Below are 14,166 nucleotides of genomic sequence, written 5' to 3' on the forward strand. Positions count from 1 at the left end.
GATTAAAGAAATATACTTGGATTGCTGAGTCACATTGAATGCGAGGATTTATGTCATATCCAATGGTGTTTGTGTTATGTTTGCATGCAACGGTGAATTAAGCTTCATCAATCCAAATTTTAGGCAGTATAAAGAGATTATGGATTTGGATTGAGAGGGAGGTAGGTTTCTTGTATAAAATGTATGTATTATTTGCAATGTTATTGACACTTGCCTTTATACTTCTTCTTGTAACAGTATATTTGACTAACCGGTCAAATATGAAAGATCCAAAAGCCCAGTTGGCGACTAACGCATTCAAATCTAATGATTTGCTGGCATATTGGAGCTTTGATGAGGGAAGCGGTAAGGTCAGTGAAGACAAAGTATCAGGCATAAAAGATCCTATAAAATATGTTTTTAATGAAGCTAAATATAAACCTTCAACAGACCCTCTCCGGAAGGCTGGAGTTAAAGGCGGCAGCTTGCTGTTCGACGGCTACTCTACATGGATAGAAAGGTCTGCCGAAAAGGCATTTAAGCCTGGCAAGGCACTTACAATAGAGGTATGGGTAGCTCCCAAAAATTATGAGTGGGGGGATGGAGGAAAGCTTTCAACCATAATCAATCAGTATGACTCCCAAAATAAGCAGGGTTATGCCCTGGGTATGTACAGGCATGGATCATGGTCTTTCCAGATTGGCACCGGTAAAGAGTGGGTCGAAGTCTGGTCGGAGGAGAAACCTCTTTTAAAAAATAAATGGTCACATGTGGTAGGAGTATTTGACGGAGCATCAGGAACTGTGGCAATTTATCTGAATGGTGAAAAGGTGGGATTTACGAATATTGCTGAAGGAAGTGCTATTGCTCCTTGTGAGAGGCCGCTGCTTATCGGCAAAAACAATGAAGGGGTAGATATAGGGGGCCCTTTTACCGCAAATATGTTCAGTGGATTGATGGATGAATTAAAGGTTTACAGCCGGGCGATGTCAGAGGAAGAGGTTAAAGCATCATATAATGACTATATAAAAGCATTGGGGAATGGGGCTTTACCGGAGCCGGAACTGCATCCTGACCGTAGCCTCTATGCGGGAGACAGGCACAGGCCGCAGTATCATTTTATTGCTCCCGAAAAGTGGATGAATGAGCCTCATGGACCAATATATTTCAACGGTAAATACCACATATTTTACCAGCACAACCCCCAGGGGCCATATTGGCATCACATTCATTGGGGGCATGCAGTCAGTGATGATATGGTTCACTGGAAGGATTTGCCCATAGCACTGTCACCTGAAAAGGGTGAAGTGGATCCCGATGGATGCTGGTCCGGTTGTTCAGTGATAGATGATAACGGCATACCTGTAATACTCTATACTGCAGGTGATGACAGCAAAGTCCCGAATACTATGATTGGACTTGCCAGGAGCACCTTCAAAGCAGATCAGGATTCTGAACTAAAAACATGGATAAAGGAAAAGACACCCGTGCTTGTCCAAAAACAGGGTGAAGGCATGTATAAACAGTTTAGAGATCCGTTTGCATGGAAGGAAGGTGATACCTGGTACATGTTGGTCGGATCAGGAATGCCGGACAAAGGTGGAACGGCTTTGGTTTACACTTCAAAGGATCTCGTTAGTTGGGAATATCGTAATCCTTTGTATGTCGGTGATCAATTCAAATATCCAAAAACAGGCCAGGTGTGGGAGCTTCCTGTACTTTTCCCCATAGGGACTGATAAACAGGGAAATAAAAAGCACATTTTCATTATCAATCCATGGTTTAATGGGGTTAGTCCATACACAAGCAAGAACATTTGGTATTGGATAGGTGTATGGGACAAAGAAAATTGTAAGTTTATTCCGGATGATGAAGAACCTCAGATATTTGATTATGGCGAGCACTTTACCGGTCCCAGCGGACTGATTGATGATAAGGGGCGTGTAATCCTTTTTAGTATTGCACAGGATGGAAGAACCGGATTGCAGCAATATTTGTCTGGTTGGGCGCATAATGCCGGTATACCTTTGATTCTTTCCCTCGGAGATGATGGAAAACTTAGGATTGAGCCCATACCTGAGTTTCAATCCTTGCGCAAGGAAAAGCTTGCATCCTTCACTAATAAATCAATAAAAGATGCAAATGAGCTCTTGAAAAACATTAAAGGGGATATGTTGGAAATTATCGTTGAGCTTGAGAATGTGTCAGCTGAGAGTTATGGTATGAAAGTACGCAGCACAGAAGATGGTCAGGAGGAGACAGTGATATTCTATGACTCCTTGAAAAAAACACTAAATGTTGACAGGCTTAAATCAAGCAAGGCCAGCGATGTAAGAAAAGGAATTCAAGGTGGAGAATTCTTTCTGGATGGAAACACCTTAAAGCTTCATATATACCTTGACCGCTCCATGGTTGAGGTGTATGCGAATAATACAAAAAGCATCACGACAAGAGTATATCCGACCAGAGAGGATGCATTGGGTGTTAGTGTTTGGGGCAATGGTGACGTAACGGTTAAGTCAATGGAAATATGGAGCATGAATTCTGCTTACTAGAGTATTAATCCCCTGAAATTATGAAATTTATTATTAATAAGGTGATGGTATCATGTTTGACGTTGTAGCACTAGGCGAGTTATTAATTGATTTTACACCATGTGGAACTTCACAGAACAGGAATCTCATGTATGAGATGAATCCAGGTGGAGCGCCTGCAAATGTACTGGCAGTAGTTTCTAAGCTTGGGGGCAAAACAGCTTTTATTGGACAGGTCGGCAATGACCAATTTGGTTTGTTTCTCAGGGAAACACTGGCCGGAATGGGAGTCAATGTGGAAGGGCTGTTGCTTAGTGAGGAATACAGCACAACCCTTGCATTTGTTCACTTGGATAAAAATGGAGACAGGTCCTTCAGCTTTTACCGGAGCAATGGAGCAGATATAATGCTTCAAGCTCAAGATGTCAGATTCGATTTGATCAAGCAGTCTTCAATTCTTCATGTCGGTTCTGTCTCAATGACCCATGAGCCTTCAAGAACGGCAACGTTAGAGGCTGTTAAGGCTGCAAAGACCAATAATGTGCTTGTGTCATTTGACCCTAATCTCAGACCTGCTCTATGGGCTAGTCTCGACGAAGCAAAAAAAGTTATTGAAGGCATGCTGCAATATGCAGATATTTTAAAATTATCCCAAGAAGAACTATATTTCCTTACAGGAACTGATGAAATCGCAGATGCTTCTGCAGTCATTGCCAGGAAGTACGGCATAGAGCTCATTCTTATTACAATGGGGGCAAGTGGAAGTTTTTACAGGCTAAGGGATGAAATAGGGCAGCTTCCTGCCTACAATGTTGAGACAATAGACACTACTGGTGCCGGAGATGCTTTTCTAGGGGCAGTTTTACATAAGATTTTGAGTAGTGGTAAAAGTCTAAAAAACATTTCGGCCAAGGATGTGGAAGCGTTTGTTGATTTTGCTAATGCAGCAGGTTCGCTTGTTACAACTAAGAGAGGCGCAATACCCGCCATACCGACTTTATGCGAGATCAATAGATGCATGGCAACTGTGAACAAACTGGCATGAATTATGTTTTGCTGCTTTTAAATATTCATTGGTTAACACGAAAATAGCAATGTTATTTTCATTATTTGTTGCGTTATGTAAACATGAGGGGTTGTGCCGGCATTTTTTTAGCATAAGCTTCCGAGTTAAAGAGGCAGAATCGTAACAATTTATATCTTGCTTATATGTTATTTTCATTATTGGTGGTGCTTTGCAAGCATGAGCGGTTGTGTTGCTTTCACTTGTTCAGCCTGCTTATGATCTTTTTTTCAATACGCATGATTTCCCAAGTCAACTAAAGCATCCGAAGAAGATAAGAAGATCAGGTTCCATTATGGCAAAGATGGTTGTCAAGCGTTTTAAGAAGTCATGAAAACAGTGTATTTTCAAAAGCTGTCTCATGACTTTTTTAATGCTTGAAGCTTTTTGGCATAGTCCTGAAAATATGGAAATAATGATGAATATTCCAGGCAGGAAGCATGAAATCCGACTCTCCATAATGCTTAAAATGCCAGCAGGAAAAGCTTGAACATACATGAAATCGATTTTCAAGCTGCCCAGATATCAAAATAACCGGTGGACAGATGCCCATTCCAAGTATATTGGATTATGGTATAAGATGATTATTAGTGCCTCGATTTATAGGTTTTATGGTAGAATGTAGGAGAAAGATTTAAAGCAGAATATCAGAGATGGAATCAGGACGTGCATTATTGTGTTCGCTCTTATACCTTTTATTATAAAAGAGCGGTGATGACATGTTGAATGTTTGTCATATTTAAAGCGTTAGGAGACATTAATCAATGATCTGTATAATAAAAGGGGGATAGTAGATGAAAGAGGTTTTTAGGATTGAAAGAGTTGAAGATCCTGAAGAAAAGGCTAAAATTACCTCAGAGGTGTTATTGGATTTGCCGGATTGGTTTGGGATACCTGAGAGTACAAAAGCTTACATTGATGACTCGAGGCGGTTGCCTTTATGGGCGGCCAAAAAGGATAAGGAAGTCGTCGGGTTTATAACATTGGCTGAAACCAGCCCGGAAACGGGAGAATTACATTGCATGGGAGTTAAAAAAGCTTACCATAGAAAAGGGATCGGGACCCAGCTGTATCTGGAGCTGGAAAAGTATGCAAAAGAAAAATATAAGTATCTGCAGGTGAAAACGGTAGAAGAAGGACACTATTGGGAGTATGATCAAACGGTGGCTTTTTATAAATCATTGGGTTTTTCCAAACTTGAGGTCTTTCCGACCTTGTGGGACGAAGCGAATCCATGTTTGATTATGATAAAGGCTCTATAAATTCATGGCAATCAAATAGGGTTTTGCATGGAACAGCAATCAGAATGGACTGGCAGCAAGTTTAATATGTTCAATAAATGTATTTGCTTGTCCGAACAAATTCGAATGATATTACTAATGCCAACCTGAACCGTGATGAAGCGGCAATTCTTTTGTGTCGAGCTTAGTTTGAGACTAAATAGAGGTTAAAAAACAACTATAAGTTAGTGTAAGTTGATAAATGGACAAATTTGAACACACAGGAGAGGAGGTTAATATGTGAGCAGGCTGGAAATTTCTAAGTTTTCTAAAAGTTATAGTGTGCGAACGCTGTCCGACGAAGATATTCCCGACATATATGATTTATGCATACATAACAAGCAGTACTATGAATATTGTAAAAAACAACCTACCGTAGAATTAATTAAAAGTGATTTGAGAATCACACCACCTGGAAAAGACATATCTGATAAATTCTATGTAGGCTTTTTTGATAAACAGGAAATGATTGCCGTTATGGATCTAATTGATGGATATCATGAAAAAGATATGGTGTTTATAGGCTTTTTTATGATGAACATCAATCATCAGGGTAAAGGATTGGGCAGCCAGATAATAACTGAACTTTGCGACTATCTGAAACTAGAAAAGTATGGAGCTGTGAGGCTTGGAATTGATAAGGGAAATCCTCAATCAACACATTTTTGGAAAAAGAATGGTTTTGAAGTAATAAAAGAAATTGAGCAGGAGGAAGGGGTTATTCTCCTGGCTGAACGGAATTTGCGGAACTGACCTGTGTTTTGCAGCATGGGTTAATATCTTTCAGTGTGCTCATGAATCAGCCGATATGTTCTCGCGCACAGTAGAAAAGAGATATGTTTCTTGCACATTTGAGAAAATCGACCTGTTTTACTGATTCCATCTTTCATAGGCCTAGCTGTGCTTTCAATAAACCAAGAATTCATTATTGGCAAACACAGTGTAAAAAAATTCCTCCTTCTTATTGACTGAATTCATTCATTATGAGATAATAAAATTAACATATATTATCATCGAGGAGAGAACCAAATGACGCGCATAACCAAGGAACCAGAGGAACGACGCGAAGAGATTATATCTGCCGCCGAAAAGCTATTCCATGAAAAAGGATTCGAAAATACCATGATGTCTGATATAGCACAAACTCTCGGCATATCGCAGGGCTTACCCTATCGGTATTTTAAATCCAAGGTGGAGATCTTGGATGCGATAGCGGATAAATATAGCCATGAGTTTTTGCAGATGATCCAAGGCATTACGTTCGGACCTGATTTAAATGCAAAGGATAAGCTGGATATCTATTTCAAGCATATTGTGGAATGTGTAATGGGCTTAAAGCTGATTCCTCTTTTGCATGAAAAAAGCAATGAGGAATTGCATCATCGTGTAACGGAAAAGAGTATACAAAGCATGTTTCCTCTGCTTCGAGACCTGATCATAGAGGGCAATCGGCAAGGTTGTTTTTCATGCCCCAAGCCTGAAGAAAGCGCATGGTTTTTGCTAAATGGATTGAATGGCGTACAGGGATCGGCACCTATCAACTATATGGAAGGTAATGAAAAAATGTACGAGGGGATGAAACATATTCTGATGATGTTTTATCGGGTTTTGGGCGTTAAGGAGGAGTGAGAGTGAAATAATCCATATTATATTATTTATTTTTACTCTATAAATGAATGAATTCATTCACTATAAAGGAGGTTTTGTATGAGCTACATTAAATTTGAGAATGTCACCAAGGAATATCGAAGCGGCCCAACAACCGTACTGGCCGCAGACAAGGTGTGCTTTGAAATAGAACGCGGAGAGCTGTGTGTGATACTAGGGCCGAGTGGTGCGGGCAAAACCACTGTGTTGAATCTGCTGGGTGGTATGGATCGGCCAACATCAGGGCGCATTCATGTGGGCGAAAGGGTTGTTACGGATTTGCAAGGCCATGCTTTGACTGATTACCGCCGTTTAAGCGTGGGTTTTGTATTCCAGTTTTATAACCTGATGCCTAACCTCACCGCGCTGGAAAATGTGGAGCTCGCCCGACAGGTATGCCCCAACCCCCTTGACCCAAAGACGATTTTAGAGCAAGTGGGACTAAAGGACAGGATGAACAATTTTCCCGCCCAACTGTCGGGAGGGGAGCAACAGCGTGTGGCCATTGCGCGGGCATTATGCAAAAATCCCGCACTGCTTTTATGCGATGAACCTACCGGTGCGCTGGATTCGAAGACGGGAGCGCAGGTTCTGCGTCTGCTGCGTGATGTAACAGTAAATTTCAACACGACGGTTGTCATCATTACCCACAACGCTTTGGTGGCTGCAATCGCAGACCGTGTTATCCGAATGAAAAACGGCAGGGTCGAGGCTATGGAGATCAACAACTCACCGGAACCTGTGGAGGCAATCGTATGGTAAAGTATACTCTATCAAAAAAATTATTTCGTGATATGGTAAAAGCCAAATGGCAGTTTCTGTCCATTATCATTCTATGCGCATTGGGTGTCATGGTCTTTAGCGGACTGGATGCAGCATGGAGAGAAATCGGCGCATCCGTTAACAATTACTTTGAATCGCAAAAGCTTGCTGACTTTTGGGTAGCTGTGCCTTATGCAGACCAGGATACAGAAAACACAATCAGGCATTTGCACGGCGTAAAGGATGTACAGAGCCGGATCACCATGGAAGTTGCCGCAGATCTTCCGGGAGAGCCTGACCTTATGCTTCACGCATTGGATGGACAGGCGCGTATCAATATTCCTGTGGTTCAAAGCGGCGCAATGCTTTCAGGTAGTGACCCAAGGGGGTGTTTGTTGGAACAGCAGTTTGCCCAGGCTCATAATTTATCGGTAGGAGACAGCCTAACCATAAAAATCAGCGGACAGGAGCAAACATTTATCATCCGTGGATTGATTGTCAGCCCTGAATATATCATTACCGCCAAGGACTTGTTACCGGATCCGCAATCGTATGGATTTATGATTGCCAATAGTGCGGCGTTCCCGCAAGCTCCTCTGAATGAAATTACCGTGCTGCTTTCGGAGGCTGCAGACAGCAAAGCGGTAAAGGAAGCGATTGAAGCCGCTCTCCCTTATGCCCTTGTCCGTGACCGAACCGCCCATCAAAGCACTGAAATGATAAAAAGCGAAGTGGCGCAGTTCAAATCGCTGTCCTCCGTATTTCCCGTGTTGTTTTTTGCCGTGTCTGCGTTGATTGTGCTAACCACCATGACCCGCATGGTAGACAACCAGCGCACACAGATGGGTATCCTGAAGGCCTTGGGGTATCATGACAGAAAAATTTTGTGGCATTACCTCTCCTATGGATTTTATCCCTCCCTGGTCGGTTCGGTTGCCGGACTGCTGATTGGCAGGTATACGCTGCCTGCATATATATGGAAGTTGGAATCGGTATTTTACAAACTGCCTCCGAAGGTTCCGGCGCAGCTGTCTTTTGAGGCGCTTCTGGTGTGTGCCTTGTCAATTCTGTTAAGCTGCCTGATTTGCTACCTTTCGTGCAGAAAGCTTTTTAAAGAAGTACCGGCAGCCCTGTTGCGGCCTAAAGCACCAAAGGCTGGCAGCCGCATTCTGCTGGAACGGTTTCCTGCATTTTGGGGGCGGTTAAAGTTTAATGCTAAAATGATTCTGCGCAATCTGTTCCGCAGCAAAACCCGCACCATTATGGCACTGCTCGGTGTCCTGTGCTGCACAGCGCTTATTATTACGGCATTTGGACTGCAGGATACTTTTCAAAATTTAGTATTTACCCATTACGGGCAAACCTTGCATTATGACATACGTGCAGACCTGACAAGAGATGCGGGCGAGTTTTCAACATATAAACAGAAAATCCCGGCTCAAACCGTTGAAGGCCTGATGGAAAGGATAGTCAGCGTTCAAAAAGATGGCGGGAGCCGTACCACTTTGTTATCTGTACTGGAAGGAAACCAAACGTTGATTGATTTGGGAGTTGACATGCAGTCAAACATGCTTCCCGGTGACGGAATTATTATAACGGAAAAGCTGGCAAGGTTATTGGATATGGAAGTAGGGGATACGGTTACGCTTAAATTCCCTGGCGACAAAGATCCGGTGCAACTTAAAATCAAAAGACTTGCTTCAGTGGGTATAGGCCAGGGGCTTTACATGTCTGTAGATTTATGGGAATCGTTGGGAAAAGGCGCTTTTGTGCCAACTGCTTTGTTGATTAAGGAACCGGCTGCAAATTGCATTGACTATTTGAATCAGCTGGATGAGGTGGACAGTATGGATTGGATTTCCTCTCTGCAGGAGAAAACCATATCCGGAATGCAGAGCATCATGAGTATCACTGTGCTAATGATTGCCTTTGCGCTCACCCTCGCCTTTGTTGTTCTGTACAATATGGGGATTCTGAATTTTGTTGAACGCACCCGTGAGTTTGCCACCCTTAAAGTGCTGGGATATCATCAAAAGGAAATACAATCCCTGATCGTGCGGGAAAATGCACTTATCTCTTGTCTTGGCATTGTATCTGGTATATTGCCTGGATTGGGGCTGAACACCATCGTCATGCGCGCCAGCGAGCCAGACGATATGCTGTTTTCTCCCGTTGTTTCTGCTTTAAGCATAGTTATAGCATGCGGGCTGACGCTTGCGTTCTCGCTGCTGATACAGATTTTTCTGGCCCGCAAGGTAAAATCCATAGATATGGTGGAAGCACTAAAAAGCGTTGAGTAGAGATATAAGAGGATGGTTATGTATGAAGAAAAAGCTGATTTGTATTTCATAAGCGGTGAGTGGGCTCAAATCAAGCGAAAAATATTGAAATATTCTTATTCTAAATTCAATAAGCTTTTACTTATCTTTGATTAACATTATGACGGTAGAGATTAAAAAAGGGAGCAACAGTAGATTTAAATGTTGTTGCGGAAGGCTCTATGGTATTTTTAGAGCCTTTTCTTTGCTTTTGTTCATATTTATAGTGTGTCAGTACTGAAGGACAATCTCTGGAATAACCCCGATATCATCATTGGTATGAGCCTGCCGACGATCTTGACAATGCTGCTGGGCATGGAATTATGGAAAATTACATGAGCCACGCAAGGCGGAATAATAAAATGAAATCCCTGTCATTCCCTAAAAAAGGTATTTCGTATGCCAATTCATGATGAGTTATATCAAATGTTCAATTGTACTTGTAAAATATAACAAAAATAGGCAATACCCCTTGACAATAGATGACTACTCTGATAGTATAATAATGACTATTGCAATAGTCGGAGGTTTGTATGGAAATCAAAGTCTTTGATTCAGAATTAAAGGTTATGGAGGTCCTGTGGAAGGAAGGTGACTTAACTGCGGGACAACTTGCCAAAATTTTAAAGGAACAGATTGGCTGGAATCGCAACACGACTTATACCATTATCAAAAAGCTTATTGACAAAGGTGCAATTGAGCGCAGAGAGCCAAACTTTATATGCCATGCGTTGTTAAAAAGGGAGCAGGTTCAGGAGATGGAAACAACAGAGCTCATCAACAAGGTATTTGCCGGATCTGTAGATTTATTATTTGCTTCACTGCTGAAAAGAAAGAACCTGCCGGAAGATGAAATTGAACGGCTGATGGAAATTATCAAAAAGTCAGAGTGAGGTGCGGACATGGATATTATTCAAACAAGCGTTTCTGCATCCGTTCTGATTGTGGCAGTTGTGATTATACGCACCCTGGCCCTGCATAAACTGCCGAAAAAGACCTTCATTGTATTATGGGGTGTAGTACTTTTCCGTTTGCTTGTCCCGGTTTCCATTCCATCCCGGTTTAGCCTATACACGGGATTGGATATGCTAAAGGGGTTGCTGGCAGAGGACTTCTACTTCACCCCTACGATGAAAACAGCCGGCATTTCCAACATGGCAGACGCACCTGTAACAGAAGTAACAGTTGATGCAGCAAATGCTATATTCCCTTCACCGGTGAAAATTGTTTGGTTCATTGGTATGAGTGCGTTCGCGCTATTTTTCACGATAGTATATGTCAAGTGTGTCAGGCAGTTCAACATGTCCCTGCCGGTTAAAAATGAATTTATCACCCTATGGATGCAGGAAAAATCCTTGTTGCGCCCTGTACAGATAAGGCAAAATGACAGGATTAAAACTCCATTGACCTATGGTGTTTTCCGTCCTGTGATTCTTCTTCCAAAGAACACCGACTGGAAGGATGAAATGAAGCTGCGGTATATCCTTGCACACGAGTTTACCCACATACGGCATTTTGACACGCTGCTTAAATTGATAATAACCATCGCGGTATGTGTTCATTGGTTCAATCCACTTGTTTGGGTGATGTATATAGTGGCAAACCGTGACATCGAATTATCCTGTGATGAAACAGTGGTTCGCTCACAGGGGGAAACCATGAAATCTTCGTATGCTCTGATGCTGCTTGAGTTGGAAAAGGAAAAGGCATACTCCCCATTTGCAAACCATTTTAGTAAAAGCGCGATTGAAGAAAGGATGGTATCGATCATGAAAACGAAAAAAATGTCTATTATGGCTATCGTATTAGCAGTCCTGCTTGTTGCTGCAACGTCAACTGTGTTTGCAACAGACGCACTTACTACTACTGACACCTCATCGGGGGAAAATGTAAAATATGCAGAGAAGATAACTGATTACGATGACAAAGATGCTGCTTTTACTGCTGATTCGTCCGCAACACCGTTCTCATCCCATAAGGGTACAGATGTTTATGACCTGATGAATTTTGATGGCAAGGATGCTGATTTTATTGCAGATTCGTATGGAACATCGTTCTCGTCGCATAAAGGCACACCTGCAGATGAGCAAAAGCACGCCGTGGATTTTGACTTGGAAAAAGCTATTGCGGATATTAAGTCCGGAGCGGTAAAACCGTTAAGCAAGGATAACTTACCGGATGGAATTTCAAAAGATGATGTGATAAAATTTACCGATCAAAACGGAAAAAAATCGGATGTTAACCTTAATGGATTTTCAATTCATGCAAATTGTGCTCATGTATATACGCCAGGAATATTGGTAGTCAATGCAAAAGCATCGGACGGAAGTTGCACATATACAACTTTTGATGCAATAAGATGTCACAAATGCAATACGATTTGGGTATTAGATTTGATTAGCACTACGACCTATAGGGTTTGTCCTCACTAAGCCTATTTCTTTCTAATAAGGAAAGAACTCCGATTAAAACAACGGAAGAAATTGCATAGCAATTTCAACACACCGTTTCAATGAGGCGGGAATTTTAACTCACCATCTACTGTGGAATTAGGTACCCCCACCTATAAGAGGTGGGGGACACCTTTAGCCTCATTATAATAAGATAAGTCTCGCAGAGCCTGCTCTGTTTTAGCCAAGGGCAGGCTCTTGATAATGTCCGTTGAGACTGGTATGAGCTAAAAATTACTGCCTGCAATAATTGACAAAAAGGAAAATACATGAAATAATAATATATAATTATAAATATTATTTTTGAAATGAGGCGCGACGATGATTTTAAGGTAATCTCAAATTAACTGATAATAAGCTCAATAGTCCGATTGTTCGGGCTTTGTTGTGTTGTCGGAATTGGGATTACTTAACCGAATCGATTTGGTATGTCATTGATTGCGCTATTATTGTGCCCAGATGAGTGCATGTATTGTCTTGGGTTAATTGTGCTATAAGTAACTCCATTTTCGACGATTTAAAATCGTTAAAATGGAGTTTTTATTTTAGGAGGGTTTTTATGAAAAACAGCATTAATAGAAGAAGGTATAAACTCCTTGCGGATTTCGCCAAGGTGCATGGATTTCTTACTGAGATATATTCCCTTGATACTTTGAACAGTTATCTTTTGCCGCAGTTTTTTGAGTATGCGCATACTCATCCGTTCTTTAACCACAAGCTTACACACCGTTTCGGACTTTGGGAGGAAGGCGGCAAACTTGTCGGTGTTGCGTGCTATGAGATGGATATCGGCGAGAGCTTTTTGGTTACTGACCGTGAGCATACATTTCTCTTGCCTGAAATGCTTGAATTTGCAGAAAAAGAGCTGTCTGCTGTAAACAACAATAAGCGGACCCTTTGTGTATGGGTGACGGATAAAGAGACAGATAAAATTGAGCTGCTGTCACGAAACGGATACACAAAGGTACATGCCGAACCAGTGCGGATATTCTCCTATGATAAGCCGTTTCGCGATGTCAAGCTGCCCGATGGCTATACAATTATATCTTTGGAAGATGAAAACGACTATAAGAAAATTCATGATTGCCTTTGGAAAGGTTTTGATCACGGCGACAACCCCGACGACGATATAGACTGTCGGATACATATGCAAAGCGGACCCAATTTCAGAAAGGATCTGACAACTGTGATAAAGGCTCCGAATGATGATTATGCATGTTTTGCCGGGATGTGGTTGGATGAGAAGAATAAATACGCTTATCTTGAGCCCCTTGCCACCGTTCCTGAGCATCGCAGGAAGGGCCTGGCCAGCATTGCCCTTACGGTGGGAATGAAGAAAACAAAAGCCCTCGGTGCAAAATATTGCTTTGGCGGTGTGCCTGAATTTTATACCGCTATCGGATTTGAAACAATCTGTCATCGTGAAATGTGGAGAAGGGAGTGGTAATATGCCAATATCAATTAGAGTAAATGAATATTTGTTTATGTTCTATGTGGGATAGACGATTTTGTACGACAAATGATGGAAAGCGGATGCGTGAGCTGATATATCTGATAGATAGATACTCAAAATGGTATAGGTAGAAGGAGGTACCAAATGTTTACATTAACATCTACGCTTCAATACGCTGAAGCCGGAAGAATTGAAGAATGGGTTCATTTGTTCTTAAATGATGAGGGCAATAATGTTCCGTTTTCAGAAGGCTTAAAACTAGAAAAACGATATTATTTCGGCCCATTGAAATTCAAGCTTGATATGTTTGCCCGTTGCTGCGGGCCGGAACCGAACAACAAATATGTTGTCGACGGTGAGGGTTTTGAAAAGCATGTTTCGGAATTGCAAAAACGCATTAAAGACGGCTGGGATATGCCACCGCTCATTGTCAACTATTTTAATGGCACCTTTGAGCTGAATGATGGCAATCACAGATATGAGGCACTAAAGCGAAGTGGTATAGATGAGTATTTCTTTATAGTTTGGACCACCGACAAACCGGATGCCATCAATTTTAGCAAGGAATTTTGCCAGATGTAATTATAAATACATTGAAAATATAAGGGGTAGTTATTAAATGCAAAAATATATATAAATGCCATCTTCAGTATTGATACATGATTATTAAAAGATGGCTT

Annotated in this window: 11 protein-coding genes; all 11 read left to right on the top strand. The window is 41.7% G+C overall.

Annotation, left to right across the window (positions count from 1 at the left end):
* Window positions 1-260 precede the first annotated feature (260 nt).
* Window positions 261-2,534 carry a GH32 C-terminal domain-containing protein gene (locus tag CDO33_RS01920; protein WP_103081459.1) on the top strand — a complete coding sequence of 758 codons (2,274 nt, stop codon included), beginning with the start codon at window positions 261-263 and terminating at the stop codon, window positions 2,532-2,534.
* A gap of 52 nt (window positions 2,535-2,586) precedes the next feature.
* Window positions 2,587-3,558 carry a carbohydrate kinase family protein gene (locus tag CDO33_RS01925; RefSeq protein WP_103081434.1) on the top strand — a complete coding sequence of 324 codons (972 nt, stop codon included), beginning with the start codon at window positions 2,587-2,589 and terminating at the stop codon, window positions 3,556-3,558.
* Window positions 3,559-4,370: 812 nt separating this feature from the next.
* A complete protein-coding gene (locus CDO33_RS01930; RefSeq protein WP_103081435.1) occupies window positions 4,371-4,838 on the top strand; it encodes a GNAT family N-acetyltransferase in 468 nt (155 codons plus the stop codon).
* Window positions 4,839-5,096: 258 nt separating this feature from the next.
* Window positions 5,097-5,609, top strand: coding sequence for a GNAT family N-acetyltransferase (locus CDO33_RS01935; RefSeq protein ID WP_202849499.1), 513 nt, complete (start codon window positions 5,097-5,099; stop codon window positions 5,607-5,609).
* A 276-nt stretch (window positions 5,610-5,885) separates the two neighbouring features.
* On the top strand, window positions 5,886-6,485 hold the full coding sequence (locus CDO33_RS01940; RefSeq protein WP_103081436.1) for a TetR/AcrR family transcriptional regulator: 600 nt from the start codon (window positions 5,886-5,888) through the stop codon (window positions 6,483-6,485).
* A gap of 78 nt (window positions 6,486-6,563) precedes the next feature.
* Window positions 6,564-7,265: an ABC transporter ATP-binding protein gene (locus CDO33_RS01945; protein WP_103081437.1), complete on the top strand. Its 702-nt coding sequence runs from the start codon at window positions 6,564-6,566 to the stop codon at window positions 7,263-7,265.
* Window positions 7,259-9,565 (top strand): ABC transporter permease, encoded by a 2,307-nt coding sequence (locus CDO33_RS01950; RefSeq protein ID WP_103081438.1) that lies wholly within the window; start codon window positions 7,259-7,261, stop codon window positions 9,563-9,565. The genes CDO33_RS01945 and CDO33_RS01950 overlap by 7 nt, the downstream gene beginning before the upstream one ends.
* Before the next feature lie 551 nt (window positions 9,566-10,116).
* The gene (locus CDO33_RS01955) at window positions 10,117-10,476 is read left to right on the top strand and encodes a BlaI/MecI/CopY family transcriptional regulator (RefSeq protein WP_103081439.1); all 360 of its coding nucleotides are present in this window, start codon (window positions 10,117-10,119) and stop codon (window positions 10,474-10,476) included.
* Between the two features lie 9 nt (window positions 10,477-10,485).
* The gene (locus CDO33_RS01960) at window positions 10,486-12,015 is read left to right on the top strand and encodes a M56 family metallopeptidase (RefSeq protein WP_103081440.1); all 1,530 of its coding nucleotides are present in this window, start codon (window positions 10,486-10,488) and stop codon (window positions 12,013-12,015) included.
* A 577-nt stretch (window positions 12,016-12,592) separates the two neighbouring features.
* The gene (locus CDO33_RS01965) at window positions 12,593-13,480 is read left to right on the top strand and encodes a GNAT family N-acetyltransferase (protein WP_103081441.1); all 888 of its coding nucleotides are present in this window, start codon (window positions 12,593-12,595) and stop codon (window positions 13,478-13,480) included.
* Between the two features lie 150 nt (window positions 13,481-13,630).
* Window positions 13,631-14,068: a ParB N-terminal domain-containing protein gene (locus CDO33_RS01970; RefSeq protein ID WP_103081442.1), complete on the top strand. Its 438-nt coding sequence runs from the start codon at window positions 13,631-13,633 to the stop codon at window positions 14,066-14,068.
* The last annotated feature ends 98 nt before the right edge of the window (window positions 14,069-14,166 follow it).

This window comes from Clostridium thermosuccinogenes (assembly GCF_002896855.1).
Taxonomy (GTDB): Bacteria; Bacillota; Clostridia; order Acetivibrionales; family DSM-5807; genus Pseudoclostridium; species Pseudoclostridium thermosuccinogenes.

Excerpts from the sequence above, each read along its gene's own strand:
- CDO33_RS01920 (WP_103081459.1), top strand. The coding sequence starts at position 261 with ATGAAAGATCCAAAAGCCCAGTTGGCGACTAACGCATTCAAATCTAAT.
- CDO33_RS01925 (WP_103081434.1), top strand. The coding sequence starts at position 2,587 with ATGTTTGACGTTGTAGCACTAGGCGAGTTATTAATTGATTTTACACCA.
- CDO33_RS01930 (WP_103081435.1), top strand. The coding sequence starts at position 4,371 with ATGAAAGAGGTTTTTAGGATTGAAAGAGTTGAAGATCCTGAAGAAAAG.
- CDO33_RS01940 (WP_103081436.1), top strand. The coding sequence starts at position 5,886 with ATGACGCGCATAACCAAGGAACCAGAGGAACGACGCGAAGAGATTATA.
- CDO33_RS01945 (WP_103081437.1), top strand. The coding sequence starts at position 6,564 with ATGAGCTACATTAAATTTGAGAATGTCACCAAGGAATATCGAAGCGGC.
- CDO33_RS01950 (WP_103081438.1), top strand. The coding sequence starts at position 7,259 with ATGGTAAAGTATACTCTATCAAAAAAATTATTTCGTGATATGGTAAAA.
- CDO33_RS01955 (WP_103081439.1), top strand. The coding sequence starts at position 10,117 with ATGGAAATCAAAGTCTTTGATTCAGAATTAAAGGTTATGGAGGTCCTG.
- CDO33_RS01960 (WP_103081440.1), top strand. The coding sequence starts at position 10,486 with ATGGATATTATTCAAACAAGCGTTTCTGCATCCGTTCTGATTGTGGCA.
- CDO33_RS01965 (WP_103081441.1), top strand. The coding sequence starts at position 12,593 with ATGAAAAACAGCATTAATAGAAGAAGGTATAAACTCCTTGCGGATTTC.
- CDO33_RS01970 (WP_103081442.1), top strand. The coding sequence starts at position 13,631 with ATGTTTACATTAACATCTACGCTTCAATACGCTGAAGCCGGAAGAATT.